The organism is Geobacillus sp. PK12 (genome assembly GCF_004123125.1).
Classification (GTDB): Bacteria; Bacillota; Bacilli; order Bacillales; family Anoxybacillaceae; genus Geobacillus; species Geobacillus zalihae.
Map to the genome: position 1 here is coordinate 1 of NZ_SDKL01000008.1, position 14,174 is coordinate 14,174.

The 14,174-nt window shown below is 55.8% G+C and carries 14 protein-coding genes, 1 rRNA gene and 1 riboswitch; of the genes, 13 read left to right on the forward strand and 2 right to left on the reverse strand.

Annotated elements, in window-relative coordinates; translation table 11 throughout:
* Positions 1-5 precede the first annotated feature (5 nt).
* A 5S ribosomal RNA gene (gene rrf, locus ETR37_RS04650) occupies positions 6-122 on the forward strand.
* A gap of 254 nt (positions 123-376) precedes the next feature.
* Here rrf and ETR37_RS04655 read toward each other — a convergent pair.
* Entirely contained in the window at positions 377-820 is a 444-nt protein-coding gene (locus tag ETR37_RS04655; RefSeq protein WP_013144124.1) for an Hsp20/alpha crystallin family protein, read from the reverse strand.
* Between the two features lie 149 nt (positions 821-969).
* Positions 970-1,071, forward strand: a riboswitch (purine riboswitch).
* A 110-nt stretch (positions 1,072-1,181) separates the two neighbouring features.
* Here ETR37_RS04655 and purE point away from each other — a divergent pair.
* From purE to purD, 12 genes are all read left to right on the forward strand, one after another.
* Complete coding sequence (purE, locus tag ETR37_RS04660) at positions 1,182-1,670, forward strand: 5-(carboxyamino)imidazole ribonucleotide mutase (RefSeq protein ID WP_013144125.1); 489 nt, start codon at positions 1,182-1,184, stop codon at positions 1,668-1,670.
* A complete protein-coding gene (gene purK, locus ETR37_RS04665) occupies positions 1,663-2,811 on the forward strand; it encodes a 5-(carboxyamino)imidazole ribonucleotide synthase (RefSeq protein ID WP_011229767.1) in 1,149 nt (382 codons plus the stop codon). The genes purE and purK overlap by 8 nt, the downstream gene beginning before the upstream one ends.
* Positions 2,808-4,103, forward strand: a complete 1,296-nt coding sequence (purB, locus tag ETR37_RS04670) for an adenylosuccinate lyase (protein ID WP_013144127.1) — start codon at positions 2,808-2,810, stop codon at positions 4,101-4,103. The genes purK and purB overlap by 4 nt, the downstream gene beginning before the upstream one ends.
* Before the next feature lie 59 nt (positions 4,104-4,162).
* Positions 4,163-4,906, forward strand: a complete 744-nt coding sequence (gene purC, locus ETR37_RS04675; protein WP_014194762.1) for a phosphoribosylaminoimidazolesuccinocarboxamide synthase — start codon at positions 4,163-4,165, stop codon at positions 4,904-4,906.
* Positions 4,894-5,148 (forward strand): phosphoribosylformylglycinamidine synthase subunit PurS, encoded by a 255-nt coding sequence (gene purS, locus ETR37_RS04680; RefSeq protein WP_014194763.1) that lies wholly within the window; start codon positions 4,894-4,896, stop codon positions 5,146-5,148. Before purC ends, purS begins: the two co-directional genes overlap by 13 nt.
* Complete coding sequence (purQ, locus tag ETR37_RS04685) at positions 5,145-5,831, forward strand: phosphoribosylformylglycinamidine synthase subunit PurQ (protein ID WP_014194764.1); 687 nt, start codon at positions 5,145-5,147, stop codon at positions 5,829-5,831. Before purS ends, purQ begins: the two co-directional genes overlap by 4 nt.
* Positions 5,815-8,043, forward strand: coding sequence for a phosphoribosylformylglycinamidine synthase subunit PurL (purL, locus tag ETR37_RS04690; RefSeq protein WP_014194765.1), 2,229 nt, complete (start codon positions 5,815-5,817; stop codon positions 8,041-8,043). Before purQ ends, purL begins: the two co-directional genes overlap by 17 nt.
* Positions 8,019-9,431 carry an amidophosphoribosyltransferase gene (purF, locus tag ETR37_RS04695; protein WP_129446975.1) on the forward strand — a complete coding sequence of 471 codons (1,413 nt, stop codon included), beginning with the start codon at positions 8,019-8,021 and terminating at the stop codon, positions 9,429-9,431. The genes purL and purF overlap by 25 nt, the downstream gene beginning before the upstream one ends.
* A 123-nt stretch (positions 9,432-9,554) precedes the next feature.
* Positions 9,555-10,595: a phosphoribosylformylglycinamidine cyclo-ligase gene (gene purM, locus ETR37_RS04700; protein WP_060788539.1), complete on the forward strand. Its 1,041-nt coding sequence runs from the start codon at positions 9,555-9,557 to the stop codon at positions 10,593-10,595.
* Complete coding sequence (gene purN, locus ETR37_RS04705) at positions 10,592-11,224, forward strand: phosphoribosylglycinamide formyltransferase (RefSeq protein WP_129446976.1); 633 nt, start codon at positions 10,592-10,594, stop codon at positions 11,222-11,224. The genes purM and purN overlap by 4 nt, the downstream gene beginning before the upstream one ends.
* Positions 11,187-12,725 carry a bifunctional phosphoribosylaminoimidazolecarboxamide formyltransferase/IMP cyclohydrolase gene (gene purH, locus ETR37_RS04710; protein WP_129446977.1) on the forward strand — a complete coding sequence of 513 codons (1,539 nt, stop codon included), beginning with the start codon at positions 11,187-11,189 and terminating at the stop codon, positions 12,723-12,725. The genes purN and purH overlap by 38 nt, the downstream gene beginning before the upstream one ends.
* A 24-nt stretch (positions 12,726-12,749) precedes the next feature.
* On the forward strand, positions 12,750-14,042 hold the full coding sequence (gene purD, locus ETR37_RS04715; RefSeq protein WP_129446978.1) for a phosphoribosylamine--glycine ligase: 1,293 nt from the start codon (positions 12,750-12,752) through the stop codon (positions 14,040-14,042).
* Here purD and ETR37_RS20115 read toward each other — a convergent pair.
* Complete coding sequence (locus tag ETR37_RS20115; protein ID WP_325048220.1) at positions 13,996-14,100, reverse strand: EYxxD motif small membrane protein; 105 nt, start codon at positions 14,098-14,100, stop codon at positions 13,996-13,998. The two genes, purD and ETR37_RS20115, sit on opposite strands and share 47 nt — an antisense overlap.
* Between the last annotated feature and the right edge of the window lie 74 nt (positions 14,101-14,174).

Sequence of the window (14,174 nt, forward strand, 5' to 3'; positions counted from 1 at the left end):
GCTTGCCTAGTGGCTATGGCGGAGGGGAAACACCCGTTCCCATCCCGAACGCGGAAGTTAAGCCCTCCAGCGCCGATGGTAGTTGGGGCGAGCGCCCCTGCAAGAGTAGGTCGCTGCTAGGCAGGCAAAAAAATGAGGGAGCTGAATGGTTCTCTCATTATTTTTGCCTAATGGGAAATGAGTCATTTTGAATGACGCCATTTTCAATCCTCTCCCCCAAAATGTAAAGCGTGATCATCGTTTCCTAGACCCCCTTTTTCATAAAAGCGATAGGAAACGGAAACTCGCGTAAGGGTGTCCTGTACGGCATGGACACCCTCTTTTTTTATTTTTTTCGGAAAGGCAGGTATCTCCTTTTTTGGACTCGTGGGGGAGATTATTCGCTTTTTTTGATGACAATTTTCTTTTTCGGCTCGTCAGGGATGAGTCGATGCAGGTGGATGAACAACAGGCCGTTATGGTATGTTGCTTCGATGCGGTCCTCTTTGACGGCGAACGGCAGTGGGATTGTTTTTTGGAATTGGCCTTGGAAAAGGCCTTCTTCTACTAGCTCAAACCCTTTGAAGTTTAGATTAATGGTTGCCTTCACTTCCAACGTTTTGTATGATACATACACTTCTGCATCTTCGATTTTTTCGAGCCCCGGGAGGCTGATGACAACGAGCAGCTCGTTGTCTTTTTTGTAAATGTTCATACCGGATGATGGCTTGTTCGATGACGGCAGCAACGGCTGGATGCTTCCCCAAAAATCATTTTGAAAAAATTGCTGCCAATGTTTTGTCCAATCGGAAAACGGCGTAAACGGATTTTCTTTGGCCATCGTGTCTCTCCTCCTCCGCTCATTCATCATATGCCGCCTTCTTCGTTTGGTGATTCAAAAAACACGAACATTTGCTTTGATGAAATACTAAATGTTCGATTTTTTCCTTGACACGCCGAAAAAAAACCTGCTACTATAAAGGTAACTTCATAGTGTATGAGAAGATCCCTCATATAATTTTGGGAATATGGCCCAAAAGTTTCTACCCAATCACCGTAAATGATTGGACTATGAGGGAAAGGATCGGTTTTGGCTTTTTTTCGATCAGCAACTGTCAAAGCCCAGAACGATGCTTTCCCTCGTTTACGGATGGGAACGCATGTTCTGGGTTTTGTTGTGCTAGCAAAAGGAGTGAAACGGTATGAGCCCGCTCGTTGGGGTGATCATGGGAAGCCATTCGGATTGGGAAACGATGAAACATGCTTGCGCCATTTTGGAGGAATTGGGTGTTCCGTTTGAGAAAAAAGTCGTATCGGCGCACCGGACGCCGGATGAGATGTTTCGGTATGCGGAGACAGCCGAGGAGCGCGGCATCCGCGTGATCATTGCCGGCGCTGGCGGGGCGGCTCATTTGCCGGGGATGATCGCGGCGAAAACGACGCTGCCGGTGATTGGGGTGCCCGTGCAGTCAAAAGCATTGAATGGACTTGACTCGTTATTGTCGATTGTGCAAATGCCAGGCGGGGTGCCGGTAGCGACGGTGGCGATCGGCAAGGCGGGGGCGACCAACGCCGGACTGCTCGCCGCATCGATTCTTGGACTGCTTGAGCCACGCTATATGGAGGCGCTCAAAGCGCGGCGGGAAGCGATTCGCAAACAAATCGTAGAAAGCAGTGATCAATTTGACTAAGCAACGGATCGTTCCTGGGCAGACGATCGGCATCATCGGCGGGGGGCAGCTCGGGCGGATGATGGCTTTGGCGGCGCGCGAGATGGGTTTTCGCATCGCCGTGCTCGACCCAACGCCTGACTCCCCGTGCGGGCAAGTGGCCGATGTGGAGATTACGGCGCCTTATCATGATTTGGACGCCATCGCTGAACTGGCCCGCGTGAGCGATGTCATTACGTACGAATTTGAAAATATCGATGCGCGAGCGCTTGAGTGGCTGGAGGCAAACGCCTATGTCCCGCAAGGAAGCCGACTGCTTGCGGTGACGCAAGACCGGGCGCTGGAGAAAGCGGCGATCGTTGATGCCAGCTTGCCGGTGGCGCCCTATGTCGAAGTGAATGGAGCGGAGGAACTTGAACAGGCCGTTCAGACGATCGGTTTCCCGTGCGTCTTGAAAACGCGGCGCGGCGGCTACGACGGCAAAGGACAATATGTGCTGCGCGGCGAAGGCGATCTAGCCAAAGCGGCTGATTTGCTTGGGCTTGGCCCATGCATTTTGGAAGGCTGGGTGCCGTTTGTGAAGGAAATGTCGGTCATTGTCGCCCGCAACCTCGATGGTGAGACGGCTGTTTTTCCAGTGGCGGAAAATATTCATATCGAGAACATTTTGCATCAAACGATCGTTCCGGCTCGAATTCCGGAAAGCGTGCAAGAGCGGGCCATTCGCTACGCGGAAGTGTTGGCCGCATCGTTTTCGCTCGTTGGGACGCTGGCGGTGGAAATGTTTTTGACTGCGGACGGGGATATTTATATTAATGAGCTGGCCCCTAGACCGCACAACTCCGGACATTATACAATCAATGCATGCGCGACGTCGCAGTTTGCCCAGCACATCCGCGCCGTCTGCAACTGGCCGCTCGGATCGACCGAATTGTTGAAGCCGGCGGTGATGGTCAATATTTTAGGCGAGCACGTCGAGCCGGTCATTCGGCATATCGGTGCGTTCGACGGGGGGACCTACGTCCATCTGTACGGCAAACACGAAGCGAAGCCGAAGCGGAAAATGGGGCATGTGACGGTGCTGGCAGACGATGTCGAGGCGGCGTTGGCGAGAATCGAATCGTGGCAAATTTGGCATGATCGGAGGCTGGAACGAGGATGATTGAACGTTACACAAGACCGGAAATGGGAGCGATTTGGACCGAGGAAAACCGCTTTAAGGCATGGCTTGAGGTGGAACTGCTCGCGTGCGAGGCGTGGGCCGAGCTTGGCGTCATCCCAAAAGAAGATGTCCGCCGCCTGCGTGAAAACGCGTCGTTTGACGTCAACCGCATTAAGGAAATCGAAGAAGAAACGCGCCACGATGTCGTCGCCTTCACCCGCGCCGTTTCTGAGACGCTTGGGGAAGAACGAAAATGGGTGCATTATGGTCTCACGTCGACCGATGTCGTCGATACGGCGCTCGGCTACTTGTTAAAGCAGGCGAACGCGATTTTGCGGCGTGATTTGGAAAACTTCATTCAAGTGCTGAAAGAGAAAGCGCGCGAACATAAATACACGGTCATGATGGGGCGCACGCACGGCGTTCATGCCGAACCGACGACGTTCGGGCTGAAGCTGGCGCTTTGGTATGCCGAGATGGTGCGAAATTTGGAGCGGTTTGAACAAGCTGCCAAGATGGTGGAAGTAGGGAAAATTTCCGGCGCAGTCGGCACGTACGCCAACGTGGATCCGTTTGTGGAGCAGTATGTGTGTGAAAAACTCGGCTTGACGCCGGCGCCGATTTCGACGCAGACGCTGCAGCGCGACCGCCACGCTTACTATATGGCGACATTGGCCTTAATTGCGACATCGATTGAAAAATTTGCCGTCGAGATTCGCGGCTTGCAAAAAAGCGAAGTCCGCGAAGTCGAAGAGTTTTTTGCCAAAGGACAAAAAGGCTCATCAGCGATGCCGCATAAGCGCAATCCGATCGGTTCGGAAAACATGACCGGCATGGCGCGCGTCATTCGCGGCTATATGGTGACAGCGTACGAAAACGTGCCGCTTTGGCATGAACGCGACATTTCCCATTCGTCGGCCGAGCGCATCATTTTGCCGGATGCGACGATTGCGTTGAATTATATGTTGAACCGATTCGCGAATATCGTGAAACATTTGCTTGTGTACCCGGAAAACATGAAAAAAAATATGGAGCGCACGTTCGGGCTCATTTATTCACAGCGAGTCTTGCTTGCTTTGATCGACAAGGGGATGACGCGCGAGGAGGCGTACGATTTGGTGCAGCCGAAAGCGATGGAAGCGTGGGAGAGACAAGTGCCGTTCCGCTCGCTTCTTGAAGCGGATGAGCGGATCATGAGCCGGCTGACGAAAGAGGAGCTCGATGATTGTTTTGATTATCGTCATCATTTGAAACATGTCGATACGATTTTTGCCCGCTTAGGGTTGGAGTGAGCGGCTGCCGGCTGGTCGAAGCCGGCCGGCTATACAAAAGATTTTCAATCTTCTGGACAATGGAGGCGTTGATCGTGCCGACGAAACAACAGCTGTTATATGAAGGGAAAGCGAAAAAAATTTACGCGACTGACGAGCCAGATGTGCTTTGGGTCGAGTACAAAGACAGCGCAACGGCGTTTAACGGCGAAAAAAAGGCGACGATCGCCGGCAAAGGGCGGCTCAATAACGAGATTTCCAGCTTGTTGTTTTTGAAGCTGCGCGAAGCAGGCATTGCCAATCATTTTATTGAAAAGCTGTCGCCAACGGAACAATTGGTCCGGCGCGTGACGATCATCCCGCTTGAAGTCGTTGTCCGCAATGTGGTAGCGGGAAGTTTAGCCAAGCGGATCGGTCTAGAGGAAGGGACGCCGCTTGAGGCGCCGCTTGTTGAGTTTTATTACAAAAACGACGACCTTGGCGACCCGTTGTTGTTGGAAGATCATATCTTCATTTTAAAACTCGCCAGCCGCGAGGAAGTCGCCGCGCTGAAGCAGGCCGCGCTTGCGGTGAATGACGTGCTGCGCCTCCATTTTGCCGAGCGGAACGTGCGGTTGATTGATTTTAAGCTTGAGTTCGGCCGTACAGCAGACGGAGCCATCCTCTTGGCGGATGAGATTTCACCGGACACGTGCCGGTTATGGGACGCAAAGACGAACGAAAAGCTCGACAAAGACGTGTTCCGCCGCGACTTGGGCAGTTTGACGGACGCATACGAAGTCATTTTACAACGGTTAGGGGGAGAATCGGCATGTACAAAGTAAAAGTGTATGTCACGTTGCGAGAGAGTGTGTTGGATCCGCAAGGGACCGCTGTAAAAGGGGCGCTGCACAGCTTATCGTATACGGAAGTGAAAGATGTACGAATCGGGAAGTTTATGGAGCTCGTGATTGAAGAGAGCGACCGCGACATCAACGAGCTCGTTCGCGAGATGTGTGAAAAACTGCTTGCCAACCCGGTGATTGAAGACTACCGCTATGAAATCGAGGAGGCCGTCGCCCGATGAAGTTTGCCGTCGTTGTGTTTCCGGGATCGAATTGCGATGTCGATATGTATCATGCGATCGCCGATGAACTTGGCGAAGAGGTCGAATACGTTTGGCATGACGAGGACGATCTAGACCGTTTTGACGCCATTTTGCTTCCAGGCGGGTTTTCGTACGGCGATTACTTGCGTTCCGGAGCCATTGCCCGTTTCTCCAAGGTGATGGCTGCCGTAAAAAAAGCCGCCGAAGCGGGAAAACCGGTGCTTGGGGTGTGCAACGGGTTTCAAATTTTGCTCGAAGCCGGCTTGCTTCCTGGGGCGATGCGCCGCAATCAAGGGTTGAAATTCATCTGCCGGCCGGTCCAGCTGACGGTGGAAAATCATGAAACGATGTTTACGTCTGCCTACGAAAAAGGCGAAGTCATTACAATTCCAATCGCCCATGGTGAAGGGAATTATTATTGCGATGAACAGACGCTCGAGCGCCTTGTCGAGAACCGGCAAATCGTGTTCCGTTACCATGGAGAAAATCCGAACGGCAGCTTGGCGGATATTGCCGGCATCGTCAATGAACAGGGCAATGTGCTCGGCATGATGCCGCATCCGGAGCGGGCGGTCGACGCCTTGCTCGGCAGCGCGGACGGATTGAAACTATTCCGATCGATCGTCAACTATTGGAGGGAGACGCATGTCGTTACTGCTTGAGCCGAGCGCGGCGATGATCAAAGAACAAAAGTTGTACCGTGAGATGGGGTTAACAGATGAAGAGTTTGCGCGCATTGAAGCGATTTTGGGGAGACTGCCGAACTACACGGAAACCGGCATTTTTGCCGTCATGTGGTCGGAGCATTGCAGCTACAAAAACTCGAAGCCGGTGCTGAAAAAATTCCCGACTGATGGTCCGCACGTGCTGCAAGGGCCGGGTGAGGGTGCGGGCATTGTCGATATTGGCGACGGGCTGGCGGTGGCGTTTAAAATCGAAAGCCATAATCACCCGTCAGCGATCGAGCCGTACCAAGGAGCGGCGACCGGGGTCGGCGGCATCATCCGCGACGTCTTTTCAATGGGAGCGCGGCCGATTGCGCTGCTGAACTCGCTTCGATTTGGCGAATTGACGTCGCCGCGCGTCAAATATTTGTTCGAGCAGGTCGTCGCCGGCATTGCCGGGTACGGCAACTGCGTCGGCATCCCGACCGTCGGCGGCGAGGTGCAGTTCGACCCGGCGTATGAAGGCAACCCATTGGTCAACGCCATGTGCGTCGGGATCATCCGCCATGAGGACATTCAGCGCGGCGTGGCGACCGGGGTCGGCAACACGGTCATGTACGTCGGGGCGAAAACGGGCCGCGACGGCATCCACGGGGCGACGTTTGCTTCGGAAGAGTTGAGCGAACAGTCGGAAGCAAAGCGTCCCGCCGTGCAAGTCGGCGACCCGTTTATGGAAAAACTGCTGCTTGAGGCGTGTCTTGAAGCAGTCAAGTCCGATGCGTTAGTCGGCATTCAAGATATGGGGGCGGCAGGACTCACGAGTTCATCCGCCGAGATGGCAAGCAAAGGCGGATTTGGCATTGAAATGAATTTGGATCTCGTCCCGCAGCGTGAGGCAGGCATGACGCCGTACGAAATGATGCTGTCCGAATCGCAGGAACGGATGCTGCTTGTTGTCAAGCAAGGTTGTGAAGACGAAATCGCCGCGATTTTTGCCAAATACGGCCTCGAGGCCAAAGCAATCGGCAAAGTGACCGATGACAAAATGCTCCGCCTCTTGTTCCGAGGCGAGGTGGCGGCGGAAATTCCGGTGGACGCCTTGGCGAAAGACGCGCCGGTGTATCATAAACCGTCTGCCGAGCCGGCTTATTACCGCGAGTTTCAAGCGATGCCGCCGTATACTCCGCACATCGAAGACTACAATCAAACATTGCTCGGGCTGCTCGCCCAGCCGACGATTGCGAGCAAAGAATGGGTGTACGACCAGTACGACTATATGGTGCGGACGAATACGGTCGTCGCCCCGGGATCGGACGCGGCGGTCGTGCGCATCCGCGGCATGAACAAGGCGCTCGCGCTGACGACGGATTGCAACTCGCGCTACTTGTATTTGGATCCGGAAACGGGCGGGAAAATCGCGGTCGCCGAGGCGGCGCGCAATGTCATCTGCTCCGGAGCAAAGCCGCTCGCCATTACGGACTGCCTCAACTTTGGCAGCCCGGAAAAGCCGGAGATTTTCTGGCAGCTCGAAAAAGCGGTCGACGGGATGAGCGAAGCGTGCCGGGCGCTCGGGACGCCGGTGGTGAGCGGCAACGTCTCGCTGTACAATGAAACGAACGGCGAGGCCGTGTACCCAACCCCGGTCGTTGGCATGGTCGGTCTCATTGACGATCTTTCCCATATTACGACTCAGTCGTTTAAACAAGCGGGCGACCTCATTTACGTGATCGGCGAGGCGAAGCCGGAGTTTGGCGGCAGCGAGTTGCAAAAATGGCTGGAAGGCCGCATTTTTGGAAAAGCACCGGAGATTGACTTAGAGGTGGAAGCAAGCCGCCAGCGCCAGCTGCTTGCGGCGATCCGCGCGGGGGTGGTGGCGTCAGCGCATGATATTGCCGAAGGAGGATTAGCCGTTGCGCTTGCTGAGTGTGTCATGGGTGCCTCGGGGCTTGGCGCCAAGGTGACGATCGGCGGTGACCTCGTCAGTGAACTGTTCAGCGAAACGCAATCACGCTTTGTTGTCTCGGTGAAAAAAGAGCAAAAAGAGGCGTTTGAGCAACTGGTTGAAGCGAAACAAATCGGCGAAGTGACAGACGACGGCGCATTCGTGGTGAACGGGGAGCACGGTGAGACGCTCATTCACCTTTCCGTTGCCAAGATGCGAAACGTCTGGAAAGGGGCTATTCCATGCTTGCTGAAATCAAAGGATTGAACGAGGAGTGCGGCATTTTCGGCATTTGGGGGCATGAAGACGCCGCCCGGCTCACATACTACGGGCTTCACAGCCTGCAGCACCGTGGGCAGGAAGGGGCCGGCATCGTTGTCGCGCATAACGGGAGCTTATCCGGTCATAAAGGGCTGGGGCTGGTGACCGATGTGTTTCAAAGCGGTACGCTCGATGCGCTCAAAGGGGCGGCCGCCATCGGTCATGTCCGCTATTCGACGGCGGGCGGGGGCGGCTATGAAAACGTTCAGCCGCTCTTGTTCCGCTCGCAAACCGGCGCGATGGCGCTCGCCCATAACGGCAACTTGACAAACGCCATCGAGTTGAAGCTCGCGCTTGAAGGGCAAGGAAGCATTTTTCAGACGACATCGGATACGGAAGTGTTCGCCCATCTCATCCGCCGCAGCCAAGCGCCGACGTTTGTCGAGCAAATGAAAGAGGCGCTCAGTCAGATCCAAGGGGCGTTTGCGTTTTTGCTGCTGACGGAAAAGGCGCTCTATGCGGCGCTTGATCCGCACGGGTTTCGGCCGCTGTCGCTCGGCCGGCTCGGTTCGGCGTATGTCGTGGCGTCGGAAACGTGCGCGTTTGACGTCATCGGCGCCACATACGAGCGGGAAGTGGCGCCTGGGGAATTGCTCATCATCAGCCGCGAAGGGGTGCGTTCAGAACGGTTCGCTTCTAGGCAGCCGCGGTCGATTTGCAGCATGGAGTACATTTATTTCGCTCGTCCGGACAGCCATGTCGACGGCATCAATGTCCATAAGGCCCGAAAAAACTTAGGAAAGCGGCTGGCCTTGGAAGCGCCGGCAGAGGCCGACATCGTCACCGGCGTGCCGGACTCAAGCATCTCCGTTGCCATCGGCTATGCTGAGGCGAGCGGCATTCCATACGAATTGGGGTTGATTAAAAACCGATATGTCGGGCGGACGTTCATCCAGCCGTCGCAGGCGTTGCGCGAGCAAGGAGTGAAAATGAAGCTGTCGCCGGTGCGCGGGGTTGTGGCCGGCAAACGGGTTGTGATGGTCGACGATTCAATCGTGCGCGGGACGACGAGCCGGCGCATCGTCTCGATGCTCCGCGAAGCGGGAGCGGTCGAAGTGCACGTGCGCATCAGCGCGCCGCCGATCACCCATCCTTGCTTTTACGGCATTGATACGTCGTCAAAGGAAGAATTGATCGCGGCGAATCGCACTGTTGAAGAGATTCGGCGCTTGATTGGCGCTGATTCCCTCGCCTTTATCAGCCAGGAAGGGATGCTTGAGGCCATCGGGCGTCCGGACGTCTCGCCAGAGCGCGGGCAATGTTTGGCGTGTTTCACTGGCCAATATCCGACCCGTCTCGGTCAAACGGCGCGGCCATGTCTGACGATGAAATGATGGAGGAAGTATAACCGGTGCAGCTGACGAGTGTGGTGGCGCGTTTCCACGAGAGAAACGCTGCGCAACAAGAGCGTCGCCTGGCGTCCTGAGCGTGATGGGCGGCGAAAAGGAGGAGTTGACGTGGCAAAGGCATACAAACAAGCAGGGGTCGACATCGAGGCTGGTTATCAGGCCGTCGCCCTCATGAAAGAGCACGTGCAAAAAACGATGCGTCCCGAAGTGCTGGGTGGGATCGGCGGGTTTGGCGGCTTGTTTGATCTATCCGCGCTTGGTTACCGCCAGCCGGTGCTTGTCTCCGGCACGGACGGTGTCGGAACGAAGTTGAAACTAGCGTTTTTGCTTGACCGGCATGATACGATCGGCATCGACTGTGTCGCTATGTGTGTCAACGATATTATTGTCCAAGGGGCGGAGCCGCTCTTTTTCCTCGACTATATCGCTTGCGGCAAGGCGGTGCCGGAGAAAATCGCCGCCATCGTCAAAGGGGTGGCCGACGGCTGCGTCGAAGCCGGCTGCGCCTTGATCGGCGGGGAGACCGCGGAAATGCCAGGAATGTATGATGAAGATGAGTATGATTTGGCTGGGTTTGCGGTCGGCGTTGCGGAAAAAGAGCGACTCATAACCGGAGAGACGATTCAAGCGGGCGATGCGCTTGTCGGCCTGCCATCAAGCGGCCTTCACAGCAACGGCTATTCGCTTGTGCGCCGCATCGTGTTTGAACAAGCGAAATTGTCGCTTAATGAGATTTACGAGCCGCTTGATGTTCCGCTCGGCGAGGAGTTATTGAAGCCGACGCGCATTTATGCGAAACTGTTGCGCTCTGTGCGCGAGCGGTTTACGATCAAAGGGATGGCGCATATTACCGGCGGCGGGTTGATCGAAAACATTCCGCGCATGCTGCCGCCAGGAATCGGCGCGCGCATTCAGCTTGGTTCATGGCCGATTTTGCCGATTTTTGACTTGTTGCGCCAAAAAGGCGAGCTTGAGGAAGAAGAGATGTTTTCCGTCTTTAATATGGGCATCGGCCTTGTGCTCGCTGTCAGTCCGGAAACGGCGGCGCCTCTTGTTGAGTGGCTTTCGGAACGAGGCGAACCGGCGTACATCATCGGCGAAGTGGCCGAAGGAGCGGACGTGTCGTTTGCTGGAGGGGGCCGGGCATGAAGCGGCTGGCGGTGTTCGCCTCAGGAAGCGGCACGAATTTTCAAGCGATCGTCGACGCGGCCAAGCGCGGCGATTTGCCGGCTCGTGTGGCGCTTTTGGTCTGCGACCGCCCAGGTGCGAAAGTCATTGAACGAGCGGCGCGCGAAAACGTGCCGGCGTTCGTGTTTTCCCCAAAAGACTACCCGTCCAAAGCGGCGTTTGAGAGCGAGATTTTGCGTGAGCTAAAGGGACGCCAAATCGACTGGATTGCGTTGGCCGGCTATATGCGCTTGATCGGGCCGACGCTGCTTTCGGCTTATGAGGGGAAGATCGTCAACATCCATCCGTCGCTGTTGCCCGCGTTTCCGGGCAAGGATGCGATCGGCCAAGCGTATCGGGCTGGCGTTTTGGAAACAGGGGTCACCGTTCATTACGTTGATGAAGGGATGGACACCGGGCCGGTCATCGCCCAGCGCGTTGTTCCGATCGTGCCGGGCGAGCCGATCGAGGCGCTTGAGGCGCGCATCCATCAAGTCGAACACGAGCTGTACCCAACGGTGTTGCGCATGCTGCTAGGGGAAAAGGAACAACAGGAAGAAAGGATCGAGAACGATGGCAGTGAAACGAGCATTGATCAGCGTGTCCAATAAGGAAGGCATCATTCCGTTTGCGAAGCAGCTGGCTGAACTTGGCATTGATATCATTTCGACCGGTGGGACAAAACGAGCGCTTGAAGACGCCGGCGTTCCCGTCATTTCGATTTCCGATGTCACCGGCTTTCCGGAAATTTTGGACGGGCGCGTCAAAACATTGCATCCGGCCATTCACGGCGGCATTTTGGCGGTGCGCAGCGATGAGCGCCACCAAGCGGCGCTTAAAGAGCACGGCATTCGCCCGATCGATTTGGTCGTCGTCAACTTGTATCCGTTCCAACAAACGATCGCCAAACCGGATGTGACGCTCGCCGAGGCGATTGAAAACATCGATATCGGCGGCCCGACGATGGTGCGGGCGGCGGCGAAAAACTATGCTGATGTCGCGATTGTCGTCGATCCAGCCGACTATCCGATAGTGATTGAAGAACTGAAAATGACCGGTTCGATCCAAGCAAAAACGCGGCAACAACTGGCGGCGAAAGCGTTCCGCCATACGGCGGCGTATGACGCGATGATTGCGGAGTATTTGACAAACCTCACCGGAGAGAACTATCCGGAAACGCTCACGGTCACGTATACGAAAAAACAATCATTGCGCTATGGCGAGAATCCGCATCAATCGGCAGCGTTTTATGCCAAGCCGCTCGGTGCGGCGTTCTCGATTGCCAACGCGGCACAGCTGCATGGAAAAGAGCTGTCGTACAACAACATTAACGACGCCAATGCGGCGATCAACCTCATTCGCGAATTTCAAGAGCCGGCTGTGGCCGCCATCAAACATATGAACCCGTGCGGCGTCGGCGTCGGCGCGACGCTTCTTGAGGCGTTTACGAAAGCGTACGAAGCGGACCCGGTGTCGATTTTCGGCGGCATTATTGCGGTCAACCGTGAAGTGGACAAAGAAACAGCCGAACGGATGCACGACATCTTTTTGGAAATCGTCATCGCTCCGTCATTCAGCGACGAGGCGTTTGCCATTTTGACGAAAAAGAAAAACATCCGTCTGTTGGCGCTTGATTTTACCGCGCCGGACGTCAAGGAAAAAATGCTCGTTTCCGTCAATGGCGGCTTGCTCGTCCAAGAGGCCGATACGTTCACGCTCGAAGACGCTGAATGGAACGTCGTTACGAAGCGCGAGCCGACCGAGGCTGAGCGCGAACAGCTTCGGTTTGCTTGGAAGGTTGTCAAACATGTGAAATCGAATGCGATTGTACTGGCCAAAAACGGGATGACAGTCGGCGTTGGCGCCGGGCAAATGAACCGGGTCGGCGCGGCCAAAATTGCGATCGAACAAGCCGGGGAACAGGCGGTTGGCGCCGTGTTGGCCTCCGATGCGTTCTTCCCGATGGACGATACGGTCGAGGCGGCGGCGAAAGCCGGCATTACCGCGATCATTCAGCCGGGCGGCTCGATTCGCGACGCCGACTCGATTCGCAAAGCGGATGAGTACGGCGTGGCCATGGTGTTTACCGGCGTGCGCCATTTCAAACATTAAACGGCGGCAAAAAGGAGGAAGACAATGAACGTTCTGGTAGTCGGACGCGGCGGGCGCGAGCATGCCATCGCCTGGAAAGCGGCGCAAAGCCCGCTTGTGGACAAGCTGTACGCGGCGCCAGGCAACCCGGGCATCGGGGAAGTGGCGGAGCTCGTCGACATTGATGAGCTCGATATCGACGCGCTTGTGCAGTTTGCGAAGCAACGCGCAATCGGTTTGACGATCGTTGGGCCGGAAGCGCCGCTGGCTGCTGGCATCGTCGATCGGTTTCTGGCTGAGGGGCTTCGCATTTTCGGCCCAACTCAAGCGGCAGCGCTCATCGAAGGAAGCAAGGCGTTTGCGAAGGAGCTGATGAAGAAATACGGCATCCCAACGGCGGACCATGCGACCTTTGCGTCGTATGAAGAGGCGAAAGCGTACATTGAACAAAAAGGCGCGCCGATCGTCGTGAAAGCGGACGGATTGGCCGCCGGAAAAGGCGTCACCGTCGCCCAAACGGTGAAAGACGCGCTTGCCGCGGCGAAGGCAGCGCTTATCGATGGCCAGTTTGGCACAGCCGGCTGCCAAGTCGTGATCGAGGAGTATTTGGAAGGCGAAGAATTTTCGTTTATGGCGTTCGTCAACGGCGAGAAGGTGTATCCACTTGCCATCGCCCAAGACCATAAGCGGGCGTATGACGGGGATGAAGGTCCGAACACCGGTGGGATGGGAGCGTATTCGCCAGTGCCGCAAATCTCAGCGGAGACGGTGGAAACAGCGCTGGAAACGATTTTGCGCCCGGCCGCCAAAGCGTTAGTGGCTGAAGGCCGGCCGTTTACCGGCGTGCTGTATGCTGGGCTGATCGAAATGGCAGCCGGGCCGAAAGTGATCGAATTCAACGCCCGTTTTGGCGATCCCGAGGCGCAAGTCGTGCTGCCGCGGCTGAAAACCGATTTGGTTGAAGCGATCCTCGCGGTGATGGAAGGAAAAGAGTTGGCGCTTGAGTGGACGGACGAAGCGGTGCTCGGCGTCGTGCTGGCAGCGAAAGGTTACCCCGGCGCGTACGAGCGCGGGGCCGAAATCCGCGGGTTGGACCGAATTTCCCCTGATGCGTTGTTGTTCCATGCTGGCACCAAACGAGAAGGCGGCGCATGGTACACCAATGGCGGACGCGTTCTCCTGTTAGCGGCCAAAGGGGAGACGCTTGCCGAAGCGAAGGAAAGAGCGTACGAGCAATTGGCCGCGATCGACTGTGACGGTTTATTTTACCGCCGCGATATCGGCCGGCGCGCTATCGAACGCGCCTCCGCCGCATATACACGTATGAAAGGGCGATAATGCCGCCGATTAACGCGGCCAATACGAACGACATATCGGTCATATACTCGAGCAGCATGGTGGTTCACTCCTTTGTAGTCGAAGGTGTCCCAAGTATGGGACACCTTTTTTGATGATGTTTGGCTAGTCCAC